General features: G+C 41.0%; 28 protein-coding genes. 18 read left to right on the forward strand and 10 right to left on the reverse strand.

What is annotated here, in order from left to right:
- Nucleotides 1-174: 174 nt before the first annotated feature.
- From GPW69_RS04130 to GPW69_RS04140, 3 genes are read right to left on the reverse strand one after another with little or no spacing between them, the layout of a single operon-like run.
- A complete protein-coding gene (locus GPW69_RS04130) occupies nt 175-1,368 on the reverse strand; it encodes a cation diffusion facilitator family transporter (protein WP_074391098.1) in 1,194 nt (397 codons plus the stop codon).
- A 56-nt stretch (nt 1,369-1,424) separates the two neighbouring features.
- Nucleotides 1,425-1,877, reverse strand: a complete 453-nt coding sequence (locus GPW69_RS04135; protein WP_074391097.1) for a threonine/serine exporter family protein — start codon at nt 1,875-1,877, stop codon at nt 1,425-1,427.
- Between the two features lie 3 nt (nt 1,878-1,880).
- Nucleotides 1,881-2,639, reverse strand: coding sequence for a threonine/serine exporter family protein (locus GPW69_RS04140; protein ID WP_074391096.1), 759 nt, complete (start codon nt 2,637-2,639; stop codon nt 1,881-1,883).
- 161 nt (nt 2,640-2,800) lie between these two features.
- On the opposite strand from GPW69_RS04140, the gene GPW69_RS04145 reads away from it, so the two are divergent.
- Nucleotides 2,801-3,226, forward strand: coding sequence for a MarR family winged helix-turn-helix transcriptional regulator (locus GPW69_RS04145; protein ID WP_024406937.1), 426 nt, complete (start codon nt 2,801-2,803; stop codon nt 3,224-3,226).
- Nucleotides 3,227-3,244: 18 nt separating this feature from the next.
- Nucleotides 3,245-3,604, forward strand: a complete 360-nt coding sequence (locus GPW69_RS04150) for a DUF1304 domain-containing protein (protein ID WP_024409001.1) — start codon at nt 3,245-3,247, stop codon at nt 3,602-3,604.
- A gap of 35 nt (nt 3,605-3,639) precedes the next feature.
- Here the strand turns inward: GPW69_RS04150 and GPW69_RS04155 are convergent, their stop codons facing one another.
- Genes GPW69_RS04155 through GPW69_RS04170 form a run of 4 tightly spaced genes read right to left on the reverse strand, consistent with a single transcriptional unit; the run spans nt 3,640 to nt 6,497 of the window.
- Nucleotides 3,640-4,494 (reverse strand): DUF4097 family beta strand repeat-containing protein, encoded by an 855-nt coding sequence (locus tag GPW69_RS04155; protein WP_024413735.1) that lies wholly within the window; start codon nt 4,492-4,494, stop codon nt 3,640-3,642.
- Entirely contained in the window at nt 4,481-5,059 is a 579-nt protein-coding gene (locus GPW69_RS04160; protein WP_024413736.1) for a DUF1700 domain-containing protein, read from the reverse strand. The genes GPW69_RS04155 and GPW69_RS04160 overlap by 14 nt, the downstream gene beginning before the upstream one ends.
- An 11-nt stretch (nt 5,060-5,070) precedes the next feature.
- Nucleotides 5,071-6,183, reverse strand: coding sequence for a DUF4097 family beta strand repeat-containing protein (locus GPW69_RS04165; protein WP_074391095.1), 1,113 nt, complete (start codon nt 6,181-6,183; stop codon nt 5,071-5,073).
- Nucleotides 6,180-6,497, reverse strand: coding sequence for a PadR family transcriptional regulator (locus tag GPW69_RS04170; protein WP_002940906.1), 318 nt, complete (start codon nt 6,495-6,497; stop codon nt 6,180-6,182). Before GPW69_RS04170 ends, GPW69_RS04165 begins: the two co-directional genes overlap by 4 nt.
- A gap of 351 nt (nt 6,498-6,848) precedes the next feature.
- Between GPW69_RS04170 and GPW69_RS04175 the strand changes: the two genes are divergently transcribed.
- Nucleotides 6,849-7,763, forward strand: coding sequence for an AEC family transporter (locus GPW69_RS04175; RefSeq protein ID WP_024413739.1), 915 nt, complete (start codon nt 6,849-6,851; stop codon nt 7,761-7,763).
- Nucleotides 7,764-7,798: 35 nt separating this feature from the next.
- On the opposite strand, the gene GPW69_RS04180 is transcribed toward GPW69_RS04175, so the two are convergent.
- From GPW69_RS04180 to GPW69_RS04190, 3 genes are all read right to left on the reverse strand, one after another.
- Nucleotides 7,799-8,197, reverse strand: a complete 399-nt coding sequence (locus GPW69_RS04180) for a DUF5684 domain-containing protein (RefSeq protein ID WP_002940890.1) — start codon at nt 8,195-8,197, stop codon at nt 7,799-7,801.
- A 128-nt stretch (nt 8,198-8,325) separates the two neighbouring features.
- Complete coding sequence (gene pepT, locus GPW69_RS04185) at nt 8,326-9,546, reverse strand: peptidase T (RefSeq protein WP_024413740.1); 1,221 nt, start codon at nt 9,544-9,546, stop codon at nt 8,326-8,328.
- A gap of 9 nt (nt 9,547-9,555) precedes the next feature.
- Nucleotides 9,556-10,371 (reverse strand): Cof-type HAD-IIB family hydrolase, encoded by an 816-nt coding sequence (locus GPW69_RS04190; RefSeq protein WP_014637839.1) that lies wholly within the window; start codon nt 10,369-10,371, stop codon nt 9,556-9,558.
- Nucleotides 10,372-10,776: 405 nt separating this feature from the next.
- Between GPW69_RS04190 and GPW69_RS04195 the strand changes: the two genes are divergently transcribed.
- From GPW69_RS04195 to GPW69_RS04265, 15 genes are all read left to right on the forward strand, one after another.
- Nucleotides 10,777-11,247 carry an SRPBCC family protein gene (locus GPW69_RS04195; RefSeq protein ID WP_014637840.1) on the forward strand — a complete coding sequence of 157 codons (471 nt, stop codon included), beginning with the start codon at nt 10,777-10,779 and terminating at the stop codon, nt 11,245-11,247.
- 17 nt (nt 11,248-11,264) lie between these two features.
- On the forward strand, nt 11,265-11,522 hold the full coding sequence (locus GPW69_RS04200; RefSeq protein ID WP_002940881.1) for a hypothetical protein: 258 nt from the start codon (nt 11,265-11,267) through the stop codon (nt 11,520-11,522).
- 6 nt (nt 11,523-11,528) lie between these two features.
- The gene (locus tag GPW69_RS04205; protein ID WP_074391094.1) at nt 11,529-12,782 is read left to right on the forward strand and encodes a DUF2130 domain-containing protein; all 1,254 of its coding nucleotides are present in this window, start codon (nt 11,529-11,531) and stop codon (nt 12,780-12,782) included.
- Between the two features lies 1 nt (nt 12,783).
- Nucleotides 12,784-13,278, forward strand: coding sequence for a GNAT family N-acetyltransferase (locus GPW69_RS04210; RefSeq protein ID WP_074391093.1), 495 nt, complete (start codon nt 12,784-12,786; stop codon nt 13,276-13,278).
- A 12-nt stretch (nt 13,279-13,290) separates the two neighbouring features.
- Nucleotides 13,291-13,524, forward strand: a complete 234-nt coding sequence (locus tag GPW69_RS04215) for a DUF1858 domain-containing protein (RefSeq protein ID WP_029172144.1) — start codon at nt 13,291-13,293, stop codon at nt 13,522-13,524.
- Nucleotides 13,521-14,846 carry a DUF438 domain-containing protein gene (locus tag GPW69_RS04220; RefSeq protein ID WP_074391092.1) on the forward strand — a complete coding sequence of 442 codons (1,326 nt, stop codon included), beginning with the start codon at nt 13,521-13,523 and terminating at the stop codon, nt 14,844-14,846. Before GPW69_RS04215 ends, GPW69_RS04220 begins: the two co-directional genes overlap by 4 nt.
- A gap of 40 nt (nt 14,847-14,886) precedes the next feature.
- The gene (locus tag GPW69_RS04225; protein WP_074391091.1) at nt 14,887-15,531 is read left to right on the forward strand and encodes a hypothetical protein; all 645 of its coding nucleotides are present in this window, start codon (nt 14,887-14,889) and stop codon (nt 15,529-15,531) included.
- A gap of 56 nt (nt 15,532-15,587) precedes the next feature.
- Nucleotides 15,588-16,463: a tRNA pseudouridine(55) synthase TruB gene (truB, locus tag GPW69_RS04230; RefSeq protein WP_171841450.1), complete on the forward strand. Its 876-nt coding sequence runs from the start codon at nt 15,588-15,590 to the stop codon at nt 16,461-16,463.
- Nucleotides 16,464-16,497: 34 nt separating this feature from the next.
- Entirely contained in the window at nt 16,498-17,421 is a 924-nt protein-coding gene (locus GPW69_RS04235) for a bifunctional riboflavin kinase/FAD synthetase (RefSeq protein ID WP_074391089.1), read from the forward strand.
- Nucleotides 17,414-18,151 carry a potassium channel family protein gene (locus tag GPW69_RS04240; RefSeq protein ID WP_074391088.1) on the forward strand — a complete coding sequence of 246 codons (738 nt, stop codon included), beginning with the start codon at nt 17,414-17,416 and terminating at the stop codon, nt 18,149-18,151. The genes GPW69_RS04235 and GPW69_RS04240 overlap by 8 nt, the downstream gene beginning before the upstream one ends.
- 73 nt (nt 18,152-18,224) lie before the next feature.
- Nucleotides 18,225-18,626 (forward strand): Spx/MgsR family RNA polymerase-binding regulatory protein, encoded by a 402-nt coding sequence (locus GPW69_RS04245; RefSeq protein ID WP_024381367.1) that lies wholly within the window; start codon nt 18,225-18,227, stop codon nt 18,624-18,626.
- A 5-nt stretch (nt 18,627-18,631) separates the two neighbouring features.
- Nucleotides 18,632-18,910: a UPF0223 family protein gene (locus GPW69_RS04250; protein ID WP_024379624.1), complete on the forward strand. Its 279-nt coding sequence runs from the start codon at nt 18,632-18,634 to the stop codon at nt 18,908-18,910.
- Nucleotides 18,900-19,658 (forward strand): inositol monophosphatase family protein, encoded by a 759-nt coding sequence (locus GPW69_RS04255; RefSeq protein ID WP_044683432.1) that lies wholly within the window; start codon nt 18,900-18,902, stop codon nt 19,656-19,658. Before GPW69_RS04250 ends, GPW69_RS04255 begins: the two co-directional genes overlap by 11 nt.
- Nucleotides 19,658-20,959 carry an RsmF rRNA methyltransferase first C-terminal domain-containing protein gene (locus GPW69_RS04260; protein ID WP_074391087.1) on the forward strand — a complete coding sequence of 434 codons (1,302 nt, stop codon included), beginning with the start codon at nt 19,658-19,660 and terminating at the stop codon, nt 20,957-20,959. Before GPW69_RS04255 ends, GPW69_RS04260 begins: the two co-directional genes overlap by 1 nt.
- Before the next feature lie 137 nt (nt 20,960-21,096).
- A complete protein-coding gene (locus GPW69_RS04265) occupies nt 21,097-21,966 on the forward strand; it encodes a phosphate ABC transporter substrate-binding protein PstS family protein (protein WP_074391086.1) in 870 nt (289 codons plus the stop codon).
- Nucleotide 21,967: the final 1 nt, after the last annotated feature.

The raw sequence follows: 21,967 nt of genomic DNA on the forward strand, positions 1-21,967 counted from the left end.
TAAAGAAAAAGAGCCATGCGCTCTTTTTTAATACTCTTCGAAAATCAAAATTATCCGTTGTCACCTTGCCTTGATGAACTCCAGTTCTATCTTCGGCTTCGTTTCCTAGGCTACTTTTGATTTTCATTGAGTATAAAACCAAAATTTAAGGTAAAGGAAAAGCCAGTCATTCGACTAGGCTTGTTTTTTTGAAATCTGGTGGAAAATAACAGTCCAATTTTCATGACGGCGCCAAAGTGACGTATGAACATAATCACCAATTTCAAACGTAACTAATTTTGATTTTTGGCTAATGGAGGTCATTTGGTAATTGGATAAATACGTCGTTTGGATGGGGTGGCCGGCAAGCATCTGAGTTTTATTTCGATAGCGGCCTTTGGCATCAATTAAGAGATACTGGTCGTCAATCAATTCTTCATACCCATTAGCATGCGCTTGTATCTCTGTTTCAAAACGGAAGAGTTTATCGCACACATGCTCATACATCTCATCGTGTGGAATTTCAGATGGTTCTACGTGAATATCCACATCAAAAACTCCATGTTTGAGTGTTAGGAGTTGCTCAACCTGCTCAGTCACTTCATGACTTTCATAAACGGATAAGTCTGGGTTCATTTCTAAAACAACATCAAGATAGATATTGGCTCCATAAGTCCGACCACGTTGTGATTTGACAGAAACGATTTTTGGGAGTTTGAGAATATCTTCCTCGTACTTTTTCAATAAGTTTTCATCAAATCCATCAGATAGGGTAAAGAAGCTTTCCATAAAAATATCGTAGGCTGTTTTTAGGATAAAGAAGGTAATGATGATGGCTGCAATTTTATCGACAATAGGGAAGTTGAAAGCCGCAGCAAAGATTGCGATAGAAGTTCCTATGGAAGTGACTGCATCGGATAGATTATCCTTGGCAGCTGCTTCTAAGGCCTTGGAACGTACTTTTTTTGCCAAGCGGTTATTATATAAATAAACAGCTAACATAACTAGTGCAGAAAAGATTCCGACAATAGCCCCCATAATGTCTACTTCGATAGAAGAATTGCTGATTAGTTTTTGGAGGGTATCATAGAGTACTTGGAAACCAACGACAAACATGATGAAGGATGTAATCAAGCTTGCTAAATCTTCCATTTTCCAGTGTCCAAATTTATGATCGGTATCAGCTGGTTTCTGTGCCATTTTTAGTCCAATAAGTACAGCGATATTACCGATAATATCAGAAATATTATTGAAGGCATCTGCTCGTAAGGCATCTGAATGAAAGAGCTGTCCTGCAACGAGTTTGATACCTGATAAGATAATATAGGCACCGATAGATAGCAAGGCACCACGTTCAGCAAGTTTTAAATTGGTTACGTTTTGGTTCATAGCATCTCCTTTGATAAGTTTTCATTTTAACAAAAAGGCCCCTTATTTTCAAGGGGTTAGGCTGTTTTTTTGCCTGTTCGAAGAACCTTATAAAGGCGTAATAATATTGTTCCGCTGGCCATACCGATGGGAATGACTAAGGCTAAAGTTAAGACGGTAGTGATATTGGTTAGGGCTTGAGCGTGGTCACCAGAAACGAAATAAGTCGTGGTCATGTAGGCTCGATAGCCTGGAACAAGCGGTGCTAGGATAGCAAGTGAAAAAATAACAGATGGTGTTTTAAGTAAAATACTCATGATTTGACTAATGCAAGATCCGATAATTGCTGCAAGGAAGGTTGCAATCAGTACATTAGTTGGTCCTAATAATGAAAGATAGATGAGCCAGACTAGCATGCCTAGGAGTCCACCAGGGACCAGCATTTTTCTTTGAACATTGAGAACAATTAAGAAGGCTGCGATAGCGATATAAGAGGCGAGTGCCTGTAATAAGAAGTTAACTAGTGTCATAGATTACCTCACAAGCATAAAGGCCACAGTTGTACCTGCACCGAGCGATAAGATAATAAGCGCTGTTTGGAAAAATTTGGTCATCCCTGTATTGATATGATTGGTCATAAGGTCTCTTACAGCATTTGTAAAAGCAATCCCTGGTACAAAAGGCATGACTGCCCCTGCGTTAATTAAGTTGGGATTAATAGGGAGAGTAGTGGTTGCGCTTAATAAGTAAGAGGTAAGTGAGAAGATAAAGGCGCCAACGAAGGTGGTAACAAAATCAATTCCAACGTAGCGATCGACAATCAGTGAGATAGGGAAAGCCAAAGCCGTTGCGAGGACAGCACCTGCTGCATCTAAAAGAGAACCTCCGAACATAATGGTAAAAAATGGTGCGGCTACTACGGCAGCTAAGGTTATTTGCATATTGTTATAAGGTGGCTTTTGTTGTTTGATTGCATTTAATTGGATCCAAGCGTCTTCTAGGCTGATTTCTTTATTGGCTAGGGAACGGGAGATTTGGTTGACGTCACAAACTTTCTGCATGTCGTAATTTGAATTTACGATGCGTTTCATACGCGAAATATTCGTATGGTCGATGGAGAAAAAGATAGCAGCAGGGATGGCAAGGACATTGGCCTGTTCAATTCCTTGTGAATGTGCAATCCGAATCATGGTATCTTCAACTCGGTGAATTTCTGCACCGCTTTGTGCCAAAATGGCACCAGCGAGCATGAGCACATCTATGACCAAGTTTAGTCTAGGAGTGTTTTCCATAAGTAAGTCCCATCCCTCTGCTAGTTATTTTCTTAATTATAACAAAATATAGGTGTAGACAACATATTTTTTAAATAGTTAGGCAAAATAGTTGAAAATTGTTCGGATTGTAGTATAATTGATTTATCAACGGTTGATTAATCAATCAAAAGAGGTAGATAATGCAAGAAATGGAAGATTTGTTATACAGACTGAAAGTGGCAGATGAGACGATTTCCAATCTTTTTGAAAAGCAGTTGGGAATCAGTTTGACACGCTATTCAATATTGCAAGCATTATTAAAAGATGCACCCCTGCATCAGTTGGCTTTGCAGGAGAGGCTTCAGATAGACCGCGCAGCGGTTACACGTCATCTCAAATTGTTGGAAGAGAGCGGCTATATCATTCGCAAGCGAAATCCTGATAATCAGAGAGAAGTACTTGTCTGGCCAACTGAGCAGGCTAGGGAAGCGCTAGTCACGAGTCCTTCTGCTCACCACCTAGCTATTAAAGCTTCGATGAATCAGATTCTAACTGTTGAGGAGAGCGAGCAATTCCTAGCCACTCTTGATAAACTGTTGATTGGCTTGCAAAATCTACCTATATAATTTTTGAGAGGAGACATTATGTCTATTTTTACCACTATTCTAGCTAGTATCGTAGCTATTGAGCACCTATATATCATGTACTTGGAAACCTTTGCGACCCACTCAGACTCTACTAGTCGTGTCTTTAATATGACAAAGGATGAATTGCAACGTAAGTCTGTGACGACACTTTTCAAAAACCAAGGTATTTACAATGGTTTGTTGGCTATTTTCCTCTTATATGGAATTTTCACAGGAAACCTTGAAATTACAACTATTTTTGTCTTGTTTGTTATTGGAGCAGCAGGTTATGGAGCTGTGACATCTAGTCCAAAAATTATCTTGACCCAAGGTGGACCAGCCATCTTGGCACTGATCTCTATTTTGTTGTTTAAATAAGTTAAAAAGCCTTCCGTGAGGAGGGCTTTTTGCAATTACCGAATATTTAGTTCCCCATCTAGTGTAGAGATATCGAGGTAATTTGTAGCTTTGGGATTAATATAGTTTGGAAGGTCAATCCCGCTATTATTTTGACTGGCATCTATGTAGATGTCCTTTTTTGTTTGTGAATGAAGAGAAATGTCGATTGAGCCATCGTAATTACTGATACTATGTCTTCCCTCTAGTTTTAGGTTTTCAGCTTTAAAATCACCATCTTCAATCCTTAGGCTACTGCCAACAGTATTGGAAATGTCTTTCGGACTTGTTAATGTGGAATGATTGATTGCTACTTCTCCATTGAGGTGTGATAAATGAGTAGAGCTGATGTGACTGTTTTCAATCAACATGTCCCCATCTTCTATAGTGAGATCAAGATTTTGAATAGTCACTTTATCCAGATAGACATCTCCTTGAAGGTTGCCTGAAAGTGTTTCGATTGTGCTATTTTTAGGGACCTCTAAAACAGGTTGGTGGTAGGCAATATTTTGGTCATTGATAAGATTTAATATAGGTTCGAGTAAACCATCATAAGAAACGATACCTTGAAATGCACTAGAAATGGTTAACTTTCCATCTTGAACTTGGTGGCTGAGGAGGTCGATGTCTTTATGCTGATTTCGATAGTAGTGGAGGTGGAATTGGTTGTCAGGCGAAGGCATGATGGACAGTCGTTCATTAACTTCTATTTCCCTAATGTCACTAAAACTGGCTGTTTGGGGCTGAAAATAGTTTTCTGCAACAAGTTTCATATTTGTCCAACCGCCAGCAAAGTAGCCGATGAGGCTTAGAATGGCTCCAAGACCTAGCAGGCTCAGACTAATTTTCGTAAATGGCTTAAGCTGTTTCATGATAGCCTCCTTTGCGGATCGTTCTTTGTATCCAGTGTAAAACAAGCAAGAAGGTTTTGCTTCCAAGGTCTAGAGTGAATTTACTACCCAAGAGGGTGAGTGCCAAACAGATGAAGGCGAGGCCTGTGAAGAGGAGAGAGGAGGACCATGAGAGCGTGAAGAGGTCAAAGGCGAGGAGCATCTGGGCGATTGCGAGGCTGAGGAGGACAATCCAGAGTGAGATAAGGAGCAGAAAGAGGCTAAAGATGATTAGGAGAAGGGTGATGAAGAGGGCGACCAAAGTGATTGCTAGGGGGACGCCGATTGGTGCGGCAAGGATAGCGAGGATGGTCAACCAGACCATATTGCTTGTATTTGGCTTATCTTCAATCCTCTCTTTATCATAGAGATTTGCTAGGATTTCGCGGGCTGCTTCTTTTGGACTGCCTAGCTCTTGAATAGCTTGCTCATCGTTTTCCTTTTCGTCAAAATATTCATTGAAATAGTCTAAGGTATCCTGAAAATCTTCTTTTGGTAGATACTTTAGCTGTTTCTCGAGTTTCTGTAAATATTCCTTTCGGTTCATGATAAACTCCTTTATCCCACATTTAGCTGGCAGTCTTGACAATGAATAACTAGCTGAGCAGGGATATTTTCTTGCTTGTAGCTGAGATGAGTGATGTCCCCCTCTTTCATCATTGTAAACGCCTTATCCTTTGGAAGTTTAAGGCTAGAATCTTCCTCCCAGATGTCCAAACTGATGTCCGTACTTGGTTGATAGGTTAAGACAGAATCTTCAGCCTGACAGATAAGGCTCTTTTCAAGGACAAAATCCTTCAACTTCCAGACACAGTCTTCTAATGTTATCCTTGCATCTGAAAGGCTCATGCTTGAGAGAGTAATAACGGCATCGCTGGCTTCCAATTTTAACTCGCTGAGCTGTCCATCTGAGATAGTTAGTGTAGAGTCTTCTAACCGTAGAGCAGATCTTGGACAGCTCACTTTCGTCATGCTGATGCTGCTATCTTCTACATTGATGACTAGCTGTTCGCTCGCCTGCACAGCTGCCATCGTCAGACTGCTATCTGTCGTTTTCAGATTGAGACTAGTAAGGGGCAGGAGTCTTTTAGGGATTTTGAGAATAGCAGAGCTGGTTTGCTGGTTGGAAAAGTAGAGGTGGTCTGGGAGTGGCTTGCTAGATAGGTACAAACTATCTTGGACTAGTTGATAGTCAAAAGCCTGGTAGCTGCCATCTTCTGAAACAGGATTGTGCAATAAGACAACTTCTCCGTCGTAACTTTGAACACTAAGAGCCTGGTCTTCGAGAATAATCTGTAGATTTGAAAAATCAGGTAATTCTTCAATCTTCGCCGTCAATTCAATTCTTTCCCTAGCTTGATAGGCTGAATGTTTGAAATTGTTGAAAAAATTCTCCCAGTCAAATTGAAAATCAAAATCAAAGTTGAAATCAAATGGTTTAGATGAATGTGGACTTGCTTGGTCTTTCTCGGTGATTAGGGCATCTTCAGGTAGATTGGCAATGATTTCTTTTGCTGCTTCATCAGGTGTTCCTAGCTCTATAATAGCTTCCTCATCGTTATCCTTTTCGTCAAAATATTCATTGAAGTAGTCTAAAGCCTCCTGTCTGGCACTTGGATGAAGTTGAAATAATGCTTGTTCCAGTTGGTTCAAATAATCTGCGCGTGTCATTTTCGTAAGCTCCCTTCTATAATTCCGTCAATATGGTCTTTGTAGCTATTCCATTCACCCTGCAGGAAGGGGATGTGCTCACGTCCAGCAGGAGTGATGGTATAGTATTTCCGCTTTCTCCCTTGAAATTCTTGGGTATAGGTGGTGACATAGCCAGCCTTTTCCAATTTTTTCAAGATAGGGTAAAGCGTGGACTCCTTTATGTCAGCAACTATCTTGATGGTCTGACTGATTTCATAGCCATAGGAATCTTGCTTTTCTACAATGGCTAAGACCAGAAATTCTATCAAGATAGAGGATACGGGGTAGTACATAAACTCACCTCTTTATCTTTATAGCCATCCAGTTTATCTTTTACTACTTTGTTAACTTGCTTTGCCGTACGCTACGAGCGTCACTTACTAATGTAAGTATGATTTCCAACCTTCAACAGTCACTAAACTGACTGTTGAAGCAGCCTACAGAAATTGACACGAACTTTGTTCGCTTTATTTCCAGCCTCCAACTATCTCCCAGATAGTTGGAGCGAGTATTAAAAGCAAACTGAAAGGCTATGTATAATTATTTTATATATAAATTATATACCTATTATTTGGTAAAATCAAGCGATTATATAAAATTTTTATATATCATCAAAATTCTTTTCTATGTGCTATACTAGTTTCATGAATGAACTTGAATTATTAGCTCGTGCTCTTGGTTTTATCTTTGTTATCGGTTTAGGTTATACATTAAAAGCCAAAGGGATTGTTCGAAGGGAGGATGCGACAATCTTTTCTAGCTTAGTGATGAATATTACGCTACCAGCCTCTCTCCTTGTAGCTTCAGCGACAGCCCAAGTATCTATAGATTTATATGTTCCCTTCATATTAGGAATTCTTTGTAATCTTTTTTTGGATATGGTGGGATACTGGGAGGCAAAGAAGTCTGGTCAACAGACTTCCGTCGGTCTTATGCAGTTATCAGGCTATAATATCGGAACCTTTACACTCCCATTTGTACAAGCTTTTTTTCCGCTATCTAGTCTACTAAGCGTCATCGTATTTGATGCGGGGAATGCAATCATGGTTTTAGGTGGGAATTACAGTATCGCAGCTGGTGTGGATGAAGAGCAGGAAAGAATGACCGTTGCAACTTTTATAAAGAATCTTTCACGCTCAGTTCCACTAGTAGTCTATCTAGTTAGCCTATCGTTAGCAATCTGTTCTATCAAACTTCCACGCGAACTTATCTCTGCGCTGACGATAGCCAGTAACGCCAATCCTTTTTTAGCCATGCTCATGTTGGGAATCTTGCTTGATTTAAAATTGAATTGGAAAGAAATTAGTCGATTGGCCTATCTTCTCTCTTTGAGGCTAGGTGCGAATATTCTAATAGCAGGGGTCATTTATTTTCTTCTACCTATTGATAAAACGATGAAAATCATGTTACTGGTCTGTCTAGTCTCTCCGATTTCAGTCATGTCCCCAATATATGCATTAAAGTTAGGTAGTCGCTCAGCTGAACCTGCCAATGTTAACTCCTTATCTATTTTGGTCAGTCTAGTCATGATGGTTCTTCTTATTTTTCTATTCGTTTAAAAAAGCCTCCGCGTGTGCGGGGGCTTGATTGTATATTAATCAATAAAGAATTCTTGTGGACCTTGGTAACGACTTCCATCATTAAAGGCGATGTAGAGGTTAAAGATAGGTGTAAGAAGAACATAGAAGATAGCTTGTACAGCTGATAAACCGAAGCTACGACCAAAATTGTAAACGAGATAGATGCCATATAATGGCCCTGCTAGTGGAATCAGTAAGAATAGAATGAACCATCTTTTTTCATAGCCAAAGGCGATGCATTGTTGGATATAGAGATTGTAGATTGGAATCAATGATTTCCAACCAGCGTAGCCTGCTTTTTTGAAGAGGATGTAGTTGGAAATAGCAACAAGAATATACCAAATAAATGAAAATAGTAGTGTTGTACCCCAAATGCCAATGAGAATTCCCTGTGCTAATGTTTCTTCTGTCATAATAAAACTCCATTTCTTTTTTTATAGTTCTATTATACCAGTATTAGTTCAATAACACAATATAAAATTGCATTTTTTTAAAATTTTTTCAGAAAAAAACGACTTTCTATTGAAAGCCGTTTGAAATTTTATTTGTAAGAGACGATTCCGAGAATGACATCGACAGCTTTTTCCATGGTTTGCAGGCTGACAAACTCAAAGCGGCCATGCATGTTTTCGCCACCTGCGAAGATATTTGGCGTTGGAATGCCCATGAAGGAAATCTTAGAGCCGTCTGTTCCGCCGCGAACAGGCTCAATCAGTGGCTTGATGCCTAGATTTTCCATGACGTCCTTAGCGATATTGATTGGGGTCATGTCTTTTTCGATGATTTTCTTCATGTTGTAGTACTGATCATGTAGGTTGACAATGACACGTGGAGTGTCAAAATTGGCATTCATTTTTTCAGCAATATCTAACATGAGCTGTTTGCGGGCAAGGAAATCCTCTTCCTCAAAGTCACGGATGATGTAGGTAGTAGAAGCAGTATCGACACTGCCTTCCATGTTCATCAAATGGAAGAAACCCTCATACCCTTCAGTTTTTTCTGGGCGGTCTGTTTCAGGAAGGGCATTGTGGAAGTCAATAGCCAATTGGAAGGCATTAATCATCTGGTCTTTTGCTGAACCTGGGTGGACATTGCGTCCAAGGAAATCAATCTTGGCACCTGCTGCTGAGAAGGTTTCGTACTGGAGTTCGCCCAGCGGTCCACCGTCCATAGTGTAGGCAAAGTCCACATCGAAGTCTTCTACATCAAACTTGTCTGCACCGACACCGATTTCTTCGTCAGGACCAAAGCCCACACGGATTTCGCAGTGCTTGATGTCAGGGTTTTGGACTAGGAATTCAACCGCTGTCATGATTTCTGCAATGCCTGACTTGTCATCAGAGCCTAGCAAGGTGGTACCGTCTGTGGTAATCAGTGTTTGACCCTGGTAGTTGGCGAGTTGTGGGAAGTCTTTTGGATGCAATTGGTAGCCAGAAGTTCCCAAGGCAATTGGGTTGCCGTCGTAGTTTTCGATGATCTGAGGATTCACACCTTCTGCGTTGAAATCCGCCGTATCCATGTGGGCGATGAAGCCAATCTTACGCGTCAAACTTGGGTCGTTGGCAGGTAGTGTTCCCACAGCAAAACCATTTGGCAGGTAGTGGACATTCTGTAAGCCGATACGTTTCATTTCAGGCAGAAGGATATTCTGTGCAAATTCGACTTGGTTCTGGGTAGAAGGAGTGGTTGTCGAATTTTCATCTGAGCGAGTATTTTCTTTGACATAGACCAAGAAACGGTCTAAGAGTGTTGGGTATTTCATATTGTCTCCTTATTTGTTCAAAATATGTTTTTCAATGGCTTTGGCAACGCCGTTGTTTTCATTGGTGTCTGTGATGTCCTGGGCGATCGCCTTGACCTGCTCGTTAGCGTTGCCCATGGCAATACCAAGTCCAGCAAATTCAATCATTTCCAGGTCGTTGTTGGCATCTCCCATAGCCATGATTTCTTCTGGAAGGATACCGAGGCGGTCTGCCAGTTTTTTCAAACCAGTGGCCTTGCTTGCACCGTTTGGTAAAATTTCCAAGAGATAGTCCTGTGAACGAACGGTGGAATAGCCTTGGCTGAGTACAGGATTGTGTTGATTTTCAAAGGCATCAATATGCTCTTTTTCACCGACGAACATGGCTTCAAAGAAGCGATGCTGACCTGACTTGGCTTCTTTTAAATCAATTGGTTGAGGAGTCATTCCTACCAAACCTGCGTCTAAATTAACGCGTGCATTGGCTTTTTCTGCAAGAACGAAGTAGTCTTCCTCATCAAAGAGAGAAATTTGCACATCATCATTTTCAATAAAAGTAGAAAGATAATCAATATCAGAGATAGATAGTTCTTCCCAGTCAATCAGGCTCCAATCCTTTGTCGAATGGGTTGAACAGCCGTTATTGACAATGATAAATTCTTCCTCGGTGTCAAAGCCGAGCTGCTCTATGAAAGGCTTCACACCAGCCAAGGGTCGACCAGTACAGAGAACAATCTTGACGCCCGCTTCAACAGCCTGATGAATAGCATCAATCTGTGGCTGCATCAGCTCTTTTTTCTCGTTTAAGAGGGTTCCGTCCATATCAAGAGCGATTAGTTTAATCATATAAACCTCCTTGTTTTCAATACATCTAGTATAGCATAAAATGAGAAAGGAATGATTGAAATACTAAACTCTATTCTATATGATAAAATAAATTAGGTAGCAGATAGTTGAAATGAAAGTATAAAAAATAGAAGTGTTTCAAAAATGACAATGTTCATTATGTGGCAGGAAAGTCTAACATTGCTAAGGGATACAAAACATGGAGTATGAGCCAGATAAACAAAGGTAAGGACTGTCTATGAAAGATGTTATAAAAAATAATTCAGATTTCAAGATACCGTTTTTCGATCCTCTGGAATGAATGGCACTCATGCTTGATTATGATTAAAGAATAGAGACAATGGAAATATCGGTTATGGACCAGTATTTTTTGGTATAATAGGGGAATAGAAGAGGAGTTATGGTATGAAGATTAGTGTTCAGAAAGAGTCCGAGATATACCTGCTAACTATTTCCTATACTGTTCCAACTAGTTTGGCAGAAGCTTGGGACTTGTTGGCGACAGATAGTGGTTTTGCCCGCTGGTTTCCACAGTTAAACATTGTAGGAAATACGCTGGTTTTTGAAATGGAAGGATTCCGTGAAGTTATGGATTTACTGGAATACCGAAAAAATGAGAAAATTGCCTACAGGTGGGATTCAGCAACAGTTTCATTTACACTGTCCCAGTTAGAAAATCAGACCTTGATTACTTTTGAAGAACGAATTCCAGAAGATTTTGGTAATGGATTTGCGAATGCTCAAAAAGACATGACAGGCTGGTTGGTGCAAAATGAATGTATCAAAAAAGTCTTAGAAGGTCAGGAGTCGCCTGTACGTCAACCCTTGCAGGAAAAGTGGAGGACTTTTCTGGAGCTTGAATTAGAAGGTCTGTGATTTGAAAGGAGGCTACTATGAAAAAGTGGTGGGAACAATTGAAAGAAGAATATTATGAAACACGGTTTGATTCTAATGAAGATTGGATGGAATGGTTTATCAAACGGAAGATGACCTGGGGATGGAGATGGCCGACTGCCATAACGATTTTTGTCCTTTGGGCTCTATCACTTCCAGATGCTAGAAATGCGGTTCGTTTCTTTTATTTTTTATTGGCGCTGGGAGTAGCTACGGTTTTACATAAATTAATATCTTATTTGAAAAGAAGAAAGTGAGAGCATATGCATCAAATTACTTGTCCCCATTGTGGGACGGCCTTTCAGGTCAATGAAACAGAATATAGTCAGCTTTTAGCCCAGGTGCGTGGTGCGGAGTTTGACAAGGAAATCCATGAACGATTGGAGCGGGAACGAGAATTATTAAGCCAGAAGGCTGAAAATGATTTGCAGGCTAGATTGAGTGATAAGGATAAGGAGATTCTGGAACTGACCGCAAAACTTGATAAATTTGCTAGTCAGACGGAACTGGAAATCAGCTCTGCTATTTCCCAAAAAGACCAAGAAATCCAAGAGCTTAAGGCTCAGTTGGGGCAAATCGGTCTTGCCAAGGACTTGGAGTTGCAGCAGGCGGTAGCTCAGGTGGAAAAAGAGCGGGATGCGGCACAAAATGCTTTGGTTTTGCAGGAACAAAAGCAAGAGTTAGCCCTGGCGACCACTCGTCAGGAGTACGAAGTACGGCTCAAGGCGGCGGATGAGCAGGTGGAATTTTACAAAAATTTCAAGGCCCAGCAGTCTACTAAGGCAATTGGTGAGAGCTTGGAGCAGTTTGCTGAGGCGGAGTTTAACAAGGTTCGCTCCTATGCTTTTCCACGTGCCAAATTTGCGAAGGACAACGAAGTATCAGCGTCCGGTTCAAAAGGAGATTTCATCTTCCGTGATTTTGACGAGTCGGGCTTGGAATTTATTTCCATCATGTTCGAAATGAAAAACGAGGCAGATACGACCAAGACCAAGCATAAAAACGCTGATTTCTTTAAGGAGTTGGATAAGGACCGTCGGGAGAAAAAATGCGAATATGCTGTATTAGTCAGCATGCTAGAGGCGGACAATGACTATTACAATACAGGGATTGTGGATGTTAGTCATGAATATGAGAAGATGTATGTTATCCGACCACAGTTCTTTATCCAATTAATCGGAATTTTACGAAATGCTGCGCTTAATAGTCTGCAATACAAGCAGGAGTTAGCCTTGGTTAAGGAGCAGAATATCGATATTACTCATTTTGAAGAAGATTTGGAAATTTTCAAGAATGCTTTTGCAAAAAACTATCAATCGGCCAGCAACAATTTCCAAAAGGCTATTGATGAAATCGACAAGGCAATCAAGCGGATGGAAGCTGTCAAGGCAGCCCTGACCACCAGCGAAAACCAGCTTCGCCTAGCCAATAATAAATTAGACGATGTCTCCGTCAAAAAACTAACCCGCAATAACCCAACCATGAAAGCCAAGTTTGAGGCGTTGAGGGAGGATTGAGATGATTGTTCCGCTACAATTTGAGCATATACTTCAACTTGATGAGGCCTTCCAGAAGCAAGGTTGGCCCTCCCGCAAAGAGATTTTAACCAACTATCTAAGGGAACAAGAAAAGGGAGAACGTATCGTCCTAGTTGCCGAAGAAGCAGGAGTTTGCAAGGGCTACATTACCTTGATTAAGCAAGTGAAGGAGGGGCCGTTTTACCAATCTGGAATACCTGAAATTGCTGATTTCAATGTTTTTGAAGACTTTCAAAAACAGGGGATAGGTTGGCAACTATTAGATGCTATCTGTCAGCTTGCCTCAGAATTCACGGATATAGTAGGTATTGGAGTTGGTTTGAATGCAAATTATGGAAAGGCTCAACGGCTCTATGTAAAACATGGTTTTATACCAGACGGAAGCGGTGTCTGGTACCGAGGGCGCTCTTTGCCGGTAGGTGCTAAAGCCTATAACGATGATGAATTGGCCTTGTATTTTACAAAAAAGTTATAGAGGAAAAGTAAAATGAACACCATCGACCTAAATCTGCCTGTTGCAGAGATTATCAACCAGCACCCAGAAGTCAAGGAGATTCTGGTGGAGCTTGGTTTCAAACCTTTGGCAAATCCAGCCATGCTGAACACAGTTGGCAAGGTGACCAGTCTGAAGACAGGCTCCAAGATGACCAAGATTCCATTAGACCGTATTCAACAGGTCTTGGAATGCAACGGCTACGAGGTAATAGGAGGAGAAGCATGACAGACCAACGGATTGACATTTTGAAGAATATTCTCTTGGACTTGCACAATGGTGCCAGTCCAGAGTCTGTTCAGGACCAGTTTAATCAGCATTTCACAGGAGTTTCTGCCCTCGAAATCTCCTTAATGGAGCATGAGCTCATGTCCAGCGACACGGGCATCACTTTTGAAGACGTCATGAGCCTTTGCAATATCCACGCTAACCTTTTTAAAGGAGCCATTGCAGATGTGGAAGTGGCGGATATGGACCAGGAAGGACACCCTGTCTATGTCTTTAAGCAGGAAAACCTAGCACTGCGAGCGGCTCTTTTACGCATCCGCCGTATTCTTGACCAGTATGAGCAGACAGAAGATGCGGAACTGCAAGACCAGCTCCAACAAGGCTTGACACGCCAGTTTGGCCTCCTCGGTCAGTTTGAGAACCACTACACGCGCAAGGAAAAGGTCTTCTTTCCCATTATGGAACGCTACGGTCACGATGCACCGCCCAAGGTCATGTGGGGCGTGGACGACGAGATTCGAGACCTCTTCAAGACGGCTCGCAAGGCACTTGAAGGAGGTGACCTAGTTGCGACACGTGCTTACTTTGAAAACTTCGCCAAGGAGTTCGAGGAGATGATTTTCAAGGAGGAAGCCATACTTCTCATGATTTTGCTGGAGACATTCACTCAGGATGATTGGCTTCAAGTGGCAGAGGACAGCGACGCCTACGGTTACGCCATTGTCAAGCCGACAGCCAAGTGGGTGCCTCATCGGGAGGCTTTTGGGGAAATAGCAGAGCAGACAGCCGGTAGTCTTGCTCCGCAGCCAGCTGGATCAAACCAGCAGATTATCGATACGCCAGAAGGCCAGTTCACCATTACCTTCACGCCCAAGGAAAAATCGGAATCTGTTCAGGACAGGACCAGTCCGCAGACCTTTGGCAATGGGTACTTGTCTGTTGAACAGGCCAATCTTATTCTCAACCATTTACCGTTGGAACTCACCTTTGTCAACAAGGACGACATTTTCCAATATTATAATGACAGCCACCCTGTTGAAGACATGATTTTCAAACGGACGCCAAGCCAGATTGGACGTCATGTGGAGCTCTGCCATCCACCCAAAATCTTAGACAAGGTCAAGAAGATTTTTGAATTGCTCCGCACTGGGCAAAAAGACCAGGTGACCATGTGGTTCAAGTCCGAGAGTATGGGCAAGTTTGTCTATGTGGTCTATAAGGCCGTGCGTGATGACCAGGGAGAGTTTCAGGGCGTCTTGGAATACGTCCAAAATATCCAACCATTTTTTGAGATTGACAGCGATTTTCATCGGGAAATTTAAAGGTCCCCAGTGGATGATAGAGGAAAATAGAGGATTTTTTATGAAAAATTTGAAAGAAAAAAAGAATCAAGGAACAGTTATTCCGCTTGGAATAGCCAGTTTTAGTTTGTTAATGGGAGTGTCGTTATTACTGTTTGCAGGAACAGCAGGTGGACTGAATATTATTTTATCTGTACCGCCTTTAATCGTAGCTGGTCTTGGATTTTTCTATATCAAGTATCGTAGGGAAACAACAATTAAGATGTACAATAAAATGTATGACAGGTACCCAGAATTACAGAATAATTTGCAATTATTAGTTGACAAGGCAGATTATTATGATTCTGCAATAGGGATAGTCGTTTATAAGCATCTCATTGTTAGCCTCAAAGATGGTATTAAGGTTTTCCATCTCGATGAAGTTGTATGGCTTTACCTCCATATATTAAGGGGCGGCTTTGCCTCAATTTATTCTCAGACTTTAATGGTCGGTACAGTTTTGAATGATCGCCATACCTTGTTGAGCTTACCAATTTTAGGTACTTCCAGAGTTGCAGATCCTAATATAGAAAAGTTATTTGAATTTATCGGTGCCAGGCATCCTAAAATTATGTTAGGGTATACCAATGAAAATAACCAATTTTGGGGTGTTCTTAGGAGCGAGGATAAGAACCAAAAAACAGACTATTTTGATTTTTTACGATGAGTGATTGTTACCGGACCGCCCACAAGAGCGGTCCTTTGTGTTATAATGAAAACATGATTTCAGGAATTATTAATTTAAAAAAAGAGGCGGGGATGACCTCGCATGATGCAGTTTTTAAACTCCGAAAGATTCTGCAGGAGAAGAAGATTGGGCACGGTGGGACGCTAGATCCAGATGTGACTGGGGTTCTGCCAATTGCAGTCGGCAAGGCTACTCGTATGATTGAGTACATGCAGGATGAGGGGAAAATCTACGAGGGGGAGATTACTCTGGGCTACTCGACCACGACCGAAGATGCGTCGGGCGACCTTGTTGAGCGGACACCGGTTTTGGACATAGCAGAGCAGGTAGTTGATGAGGCTATGGCTAGTTTTGTCGGTACTATTACCCAGATTCCGCCTATGTATTCCGCCGTCAAAGTAAATGGCCGCAAGCTATACGAATACGCACGGGCGGGTGAAGAAGTCGAACGTCCCCAACGCCAAATTGACATATATGGTTTTGAACGTACCAGTCCTATTGAATTGGCAGATGACTGTGCACGATTTACCTTCCGAGTTCGTTGTGGAAAGGGCACCTACGTCCGTACTCTTTCTGTTGACTTAGGGGCTAAGTTAGGCTACGCCAGCCACATGTCTAAGTTGGAACGAACTGGGTCAGCAGGAATGGACCTAGCGGACGCCTTAACTTTGGAAGAAATTTCTTTACTGGTAGCAGAAAATGATTTTTCATTTCTCCAACCTATTGAACGTGGTATCGGGGATTTACCTGTTGTAGAATTGAAAGAAGAGCAGGTGCAAGATGCTACATTTGGTCGATTTGTAGAATTGGATGCAGAAGCAGAGCGCTTAGCAGGCTTTCATGATGGTCAGTTGATTGCTATTTTTGAAAAACGCGACCAGCTGTATAAACCGAGCAAGGTTTTGGTCTAAGAAATTTCTCAATAACTGTGATAAAATAGAAAACATGAACATTAGAACAATTAAAGATTATAGTGAATTGAATCAAGAGGAGCCGACGGTTTTAGTACTAGGCTACTTTGATGGGATTCATCTTGGGCACAAGGCTTTACTTGATCGAGCAAGAAAAGTAGCAGATGAGCAAGGTTTGATAGTAACTGTTCTGACCTTTCCAGAGTCACCTCGGTTGGCTTTTTCTCGCTTTAGCCCAGAACTTTTACTGCATTTGACTAGTCAAGAGCAACGCTACCTCTTATTGAAAAAATATGGTGTTGATAATCTTATTTTGACTGATTTTACTAGTGAATTTGCTAACAATACTCCTCAGCAGTTTTTGGAGCGCTATATCAAAGGTCTCAATGCCCAGATTTTGGTCGCAGGTTTCGACTATCATTTTGGAAATTGCAGAGCAGATGTCAAAGATTTGGCAGAGCTATTTGATGGCCAGGTAGAAATTGTAAGTGAAGTGAGCCTGGACGGAGAAAAAGTTTCTTCAACTCGCATTCGTCAGGCTATCCAGTCAGGGGATGTCTCTCTAGCAAATCAACTTTTAGGTTATCCATTTATGACGGAGGGAATTGTTGTTCATGGAGATGCCAGAGGGCGCACTATTGGTTATCCGACTGCAAATCTGGCTCCTTTTGACCGTGTCCATTTACCATCTGAGGGAGTCTACGTCGCTGATGTCGAAGTAGATGGAAAACGCTATCGAGCTATGACAAGCGTTGGAAAAAATGTGACCTTTGATGGAACTGAGATGCGGATAGAAGCTCATATTTTTGGGTTTGACCGCTTTATCTACGGAGAAAAAATAACTATTTTTTGGCTTGAAAAAATTCGAGATATGGTCAAATTTGATGGGATTGAAGGTTTGATGGAGCAGATGAAATCTGATGAGGAATTTGCCTTGCAATGGGGGAAATATGCTTAAACGATTGATTCGTCATCCTTTTTACGAGAAGGCTATGACCTACATAGCTGTAGTCTATGTATTTCTTATCGTACTTGAATTAATGGATGCTAGTATTGCCAATTCTAGTGGCTATCGGGTACTGGATTGGCTCCTGTGGTTTATCTTTGTCTGCGATTATTTTGCTCAGCTTTATTATGCGGATGACATACTTGAATATGTACAGGGGCATATCTTGGAATTAATTGCCATTATTCCATTTGATTCATTCTTCAGTTTTCTTCGTTTGGGAAGACTTGCACGACTCTTTAGATTGGTCAAAGTAACGAGAATATTTGCCCTGTCTAATCGATTCTGGGATACAATCAACAAGCTTTTGCATACCAACAGTTTATCCAAAGTGTTGATGTTAAATATCTCAGCGGTGCTAGTTGCAAGTGTCTTATTATCAGTGATTGAAGGGAAATCATTCTTCGATGCACTTTGGTGGTCCATTGTAACGATGACAACTGTAGGGTATGGAGATATTGTCCCCCAAGATACGATTTCTAAAATTATGGCCATCCTCCTGATGTTGGTTGGTATTTGTACTTTTGGTATGGTTACCTCCACGATAACTCGTTTTTTCTCTGAAACAGAGCGAGAAACGAAGTTGGATATCTTGATGGCGAAAATTGATGAACAAAACGAAACATTATTACGCTTAGAGAAAAAAATAGAATCTTTGGAAAAATTACAGGGAAGAGATTAGATTTACTATTGAAAACTCTTTTAAGTTAGAGTATAATATAAGAAGAAAAATGTTTTTAGAGGGGATGGAAGACATGATTACTTTATTTTTGTCACCGAGTTGTACCAGTTGTCGTAAAGCTCGTGCTTGGCTGACAAGTCACGAAGTCCCTTTTATTGAGCACAATATTATGACTAGCCCTCTAACTGCTGAGGAATTGAAGAACATTTTAGCATTGACAGAAAATGGGACAGATGATTTGATTTCTACCCGTTCAAAAGTTTTTCAGAAGCTAGATATTGATGTTGATGAGCTTTCTGTGAAGCAACTTATTGGGTTAATTGAAACCTATCCAAGTCTCTTACGACGTCCGATTATTTTGGACGAGAAGCGGATGCAGATTGGTTTTAACGAAGATGAAATTCGTGCATTTCTTCCGCGCAAGTACCGTAAACAAGAATTGAGAAATGCCACATTACGAGCAGAAATAGGATAAAAGATATGAACAAAAATTATTCATATCCACTTGATTTTTCGTGGAGCACAGAGGAGATTTCCTCCGTGCTTTCTTTTTTGAATCAGGTGGAGGCAGCTTATGAAAAAGGAGCAGATGCGGTAGCTATATTAGCTAGTTATAAAAGCTTCAAAGATGTTGTTAAAAGTAAGGGACAGGAACGTCAAATTGATCGTGACTTTGAAGCAGTTTCTGGTTATTCAACCTATCGAGTTGTTAAGGCTGCTCGAGATAAGGGGAAAGGAGTTATTCGTTTTGGAAACTAAGTATCACTTTGCCCAAACGATTGTTCTGGAGGCTGGAAATTTTCTCCGACAGCATCTACATGATGATCTTCAGATTGAAGAAAAGGGTGACTTTACAGACTTGGTAACGCACCTTGATAAACAAGTGCAAGAAATGCTGACTCAACAGATTCAATCTCGCTATCAAGGTGATGGGATTTTAGGTGAGGAAGGTGGAGACGTTTCTTCTATTCATGAGGGAAATGTTTGGGTTATTGATCCAATTGATGGCACCACAAATTTTATTGCTCAGAAAACTGATTTTGCCATTATGATTGCCTATTTTGAAAATGGAGTAGGAAAGTTTGGTATCATTTATGATGTCATGCGAGACAAACTTTTCCATGGAGGAGATTCGTTCCCTGTTTATTGCAATCAAGAACGCTTAAAGAAACCAGAGCTGCGCCCTCTTCGCCAGAGTTTGATAGGAATCAATGCACAGTTGTATGCAGCCAATGCACATGGAGTGGCAGAATTAGCAAATCAAAGTTTAGGTACAAGATCTGTAGGAAGTGCTGGAATTGGTTTCGCCCACGTTCTGGAAGGAAGATTATTTGCCTATGCTTCTTATCTGTGTCCATGGGACTACGCAGCAGCCAGTATTATTGGTTCCTCTTTAGGCTTAGTCATGTTAAGTTTTGATGGTCCGAGTCTGGCCTATGATAAGCGAGAGTTTGTCATGCTAGTATCAGAATCCCATCTTGAGGAAGTGAAGGGGTATATATTCTAATGCAATTACCACAGGATTTTATAGATAAATATAATCATTTGCTTGGTAGTGAAGCCCAAGCATTTTTTGAGAGTTTTGAACAAGACCCAATCTCAGGCTTTCGCACAAATCCTCTTAAAGAAAGCCAATTGGACTTTGAGCAACCAATCCCTAATATGACTTGGTCATACTATGGTAAGGTCTCAGGAAAGTCTCCAGAACATGTAACTGGCTTAGTCTACTCACAAGAGCCAGCTGCACAGGTTGTCGGTCAGATTGCAGCTCCGGAAAAAGGGATGAAAGTGCTGGACTTGGCAGCAGCGCCAGGAGGAAAGTCTACTCACTTGCTTTCATACTTAGAAAATACGGGGCTCTTGGTTAGTAATGAAATTTCCAACAAACGAGCAAAAATCTTGGCTGAAAATATTGAGCGTTTCGGAGCGAGGAATGTTGTTGTAACAAATGAATCAGCAGACCGCTTGGAAAAGGTCTTTCCAGGATATTTCGATATGATTGTCCTAGATGCTCCCTGTTCAGGTGAAGGGATGTTTCGAAAAGACCCCGATGCGATTCAATATTGGTCCAAACATTATCCAGCACAATGTGCAAGCTTACAAAGAGAGATTTTAGAATCGGCCTTGAATATGTTGGCTCCAGATGGTCAATTGATTTATTCTACTTGCACTTGGTCACCAGAGGAAAATGAAGAAGTAGTGACTTGGCTCTTAGAACAATATGATTTGGAACTGATAGACATTCCTAAAATCAATGGAATGGTAGAAGGAATCGGCTATACAGAAGTTGCTCGTATGTATCCGCACCATTTTGCAGGAGAAGGTCAGTTCGTTGCCAAATTTAGATTTCTAGGTGAAGCCAGTCAGAAAAAATTAAAACCAGGAAAATCCAATTTGAATAGAGAACAGCAAGCTCTCTGGAAAGAATTTGAACAGAAGCATTTAAAGGTTCAATTGGATGGTTTACTGCAGGTTTTTGGCGACAATCTCTATCTACTGCCACATGGCCTTCCTGATTTATCAAAAGTAAAGATTGCTCGAAATGGCCTTCACTTGGGGACGTTTAAGAAAAAAAGATTTGAACCAAGTTTTGCTTTAGGTCTAGCACTCCATAGTTCGGAGGTTAAAAATCGAGTGGAAATCAGCTTAGAAGAATTCTCGTCCTATACTGCTGGACATACAATAGCTGTGTCCAAGGATTTAGCTAATGGCTGGTATCAGGTAGCAGTTCAGGGGAACGGTCTTGGTTTCGCAAAAATTGTATCTGGAATGCTTAAAAATGGCTTTCCAAAAGGGCTGAGATTTTAAAATAAATCAGCAGATTTTTTTTGCAACTTGTCTTTTTATATGATATAGTGGATGAGTGGAAATATCTTGTAAATTCTATGTAAAATACAGAGTTAATTTTAGGAGATTCCACTGAAAAATGTAAAGGAAAAAACGAAATGAAAAAAAAGCAGAAGCTTGGAATTGCAGCTTTGTTTCTTTTGAGTAGTATGGCTCTTTCTGGTTGTTCTTCTTGGATCGATCGAGGAGAGTCTATTACAGCCGTAGGTTCGACAGCGCTTCAACCACTTGTTGAGGCAGCAGCAGATGAATTTGGTAGTGTCAATATCGGTAAATCCATCAACGTTCAGGGTGGAGGATCAGGTACTGGCTTGTCACAAGTTCAGTCTGGAGCTGTTCAGATTGGTAACTCTGACGTATTTGCTGAGGAAAAAGATGGTATTGATGCAAGTAAACTTGTTGACCATCAAGTAGCAGTAGCTGGTTTGGCCGTTATTGTAAATGAGCAAGTATCGGTTAAAGATATTACTACAGAAGATCTGCGTAAAATTTTTACTGGTGAGGTTACCAACTGGAAAGAACTGGGTGGTAAGGATTTGGAAATTTCAATCATTAACCGTGCAGCTAGTTCAGGTTCACGTGCGACCTTTGATAGTGTTATCATGGATGGACAAACCGCAGCTCAGAGTCAAGAACAAGATTCTAACGGTATGGTAAAATCTATTGTTGCTCAGACACCAGGTGCAATTTCCTACCTATCATTTGCTTATATAGATGATTCCGTTAAAACAATTAAGCTAAACGGTTTTGAACCAACTGCTGAAAATGTAGCAACAAATGATTGGCCAATTTGGTCCTATGAGCATATGTATACGATGGGAAAAGCGACTGATTTGACAGAAGAATTTTTAGATTACATGATGTCAGATGAAGTTCAAAATGGTATCGTTGAAAGTATGGGATACATTTCTATCAACGATATGAAAGTTGTGAAAAGTGCTGATGGCACGGTGACTGAGAAGGAGTAAG

Source organism: Streptococcus suis (genome assembly GCF_902702775.1).
Classification (GTDB): Bacteria; Bacillota; Bacilli; order Lactobacillales; family Streptococcaceae; genus Streptococcus; species Streptococcus hashimotonensis.

Coding starts and splice junctions, on each gene's coding strand:
- GPW69_RS04190 (WP_014637839.1), bottom strand. CDS start 10,371: ATGATTAAACTAATCGCTCTTGATATGGACGGAACCCTCTTAAACGAG.
- GPW69_RS04160 (WP_024413736.1), bottom strand. CDS start 5,059: ATGAACCGAAAGGAATATTTACAGAAACTCGAGAAACAGCTAAAGTAT.
- GPW69_RS04170 (WP_002940906.1), bottom strand. CDS start 6,497: ATGTACTACCCCGTATCCTCTATCTTGATAGAATTTCTGGTCTTAGCC.
- GPW69_RS04215 (WP_029172144.1), top strand. CDS start 13,291: ATGAACACCATCGACCTAAATCTGCCTGTTGCAGAGATTATCAACCAG.
- GPW69_RS04155 (WP_024413735.1), bottom strand. CDS start 4,494: ATGAAACAGCTTAAGCCATTTACGAAAATTAGTCTGAGCCTGCTAGGT.
- GPW69_RS04150 (WP_024409001.1), top strand. CDS start 3,245: ATGTCTATTTTTACCACTATTCTAGCTAGTATCGTAGCTATTGAGCAC.
- GPW69_RS04130 (WP_074391098.1), bottom strand. CDS start 1,368: ATGAACCAAAACGTAACCAATTTAAAACTTGCTGAACGTGGTGCCTTG.
- GPW69_RS04145 (WP_024406937.1), top strand. CDS start 2,801: ATGCAAGAAATGGAAGATTTGTTATACAGACTGAAAGTGGCAGATGAG.
- GPW69_RS04195 (WP_014637840.1), top strand. CDS start 10,777: ATGAAGATTAGTGTTCAGAAAGAGTCCGAGATATACCTGCTAACTATT.
- GPW69_RS04250 (WP_024379624.1), top strand. CDS start 18,632: ATGAACAAAAATTATTCATATCCACTTGATTTTTCGTGGAGCACAGAG.
- GPW69_RS04235 (WP_074391089.1), top strand. CDS start 16,498: ATGAACATTAGAACAATTAAAGATTATAGTGAATTGAATCAAGAGGAG.
- GPW69_RS04245 (WP_024381367.1), top strand. CDS start 18,225: ATGATTACTTTATTTTTGTCACCGAGTTGTACCAGTTGTCGTAAAGCT.
- GPW69_RS04225 (WP_074391091.1), top strand. CDS start 14,887: ATGAAAAATTTGAAAGAAAAAAAGAATCAAGGAACAGTTATTCCGCTT.
- GPW69_RS04265 (WP_074391086.1), top strand. CDS start 21,097: ATGAAAAAAAAGCAGAAGCTTGGAATTGCAGCTTTGTTTCTTTTGAGT.
- GPW69_RS04205 (WP_074391094.1), top strand. CDS start 11,529: ATGCATCAAATTACTTGTCCCCATTGTGGGACGGCCTTTCAGGTCAAT.
- GPW69_RS04135 (WP_074391097.1), bottom strand. CDS start 1,877: ATGACACTAGTTAACTTCTTATTACAGGCACTCGCCTCTTATATCGCT.
- GPW69_RS04175 (WP_024413739.1), top strand. CDS start 6,849: ATGAATGAACTTGAATTATTAGCTCGTGCTCTTGGTTTTATCTTTGTT.
- GPW69_RS04260 (WP_074391087.1), top strand. CDS start 19,658: ATGCAATTACCACAGGATTTTATAGATAAATATAATCATTTGCTTGGT.
- GPW69_RS04220 (WP_074391092.1), top strand. CDS start 13,521: ATGACAGACCAACGGATTGACATTTTGAAGAATATTCTCTTGGACTTG.
- GPW69_RS04240 (WP_074391088.1), top strand. CDS start 17,414: ATGCTTAAACGATTGATTCGTCATCCTTTTTACGAGAAGGCTATGACC.
- GPW69_RS04200 (WP_002940881.1), top strand. CDS start 11,265: ATGAAAAAGTGGTGGGAACAATTGAAAGAAGAATATTATGAAACACGG.
- GPW69_RS04210 (WP_074391093.1), top strand. CDS start 12,784: ATGATTGTTCCGCTACAATTTGAGCATATACTTCAACTTGATGAGGCC.
- GPW69_RS04180 (WP_002940890.1), bottom strand. CDS start 8,197: ATGACAGAAGAAACATTAGCACAGGGAATTCTCATTGGCATTTGGGGT.
- GPW69_RS04140 (WP_074391096.1), bottom strand. CDS start 2,639: ATGGAAAACACTCCTAGACTAAACTTGGTCATAGATGTGCTCATGCTC.
- GPW69_RS04165 (WP_074391095.1), bottom strand. CDS start 6,183: ATGACACGCGCAGATTATTTGAACCAACTGGAACAAGCATTATTTCAA.
- pepT (WP_024413740.1), bottom strand. CDS start 9,546: ATGAAATACCCAACACTCTTAGACCGTTTCTTGGTCTATGTCAAAGAA.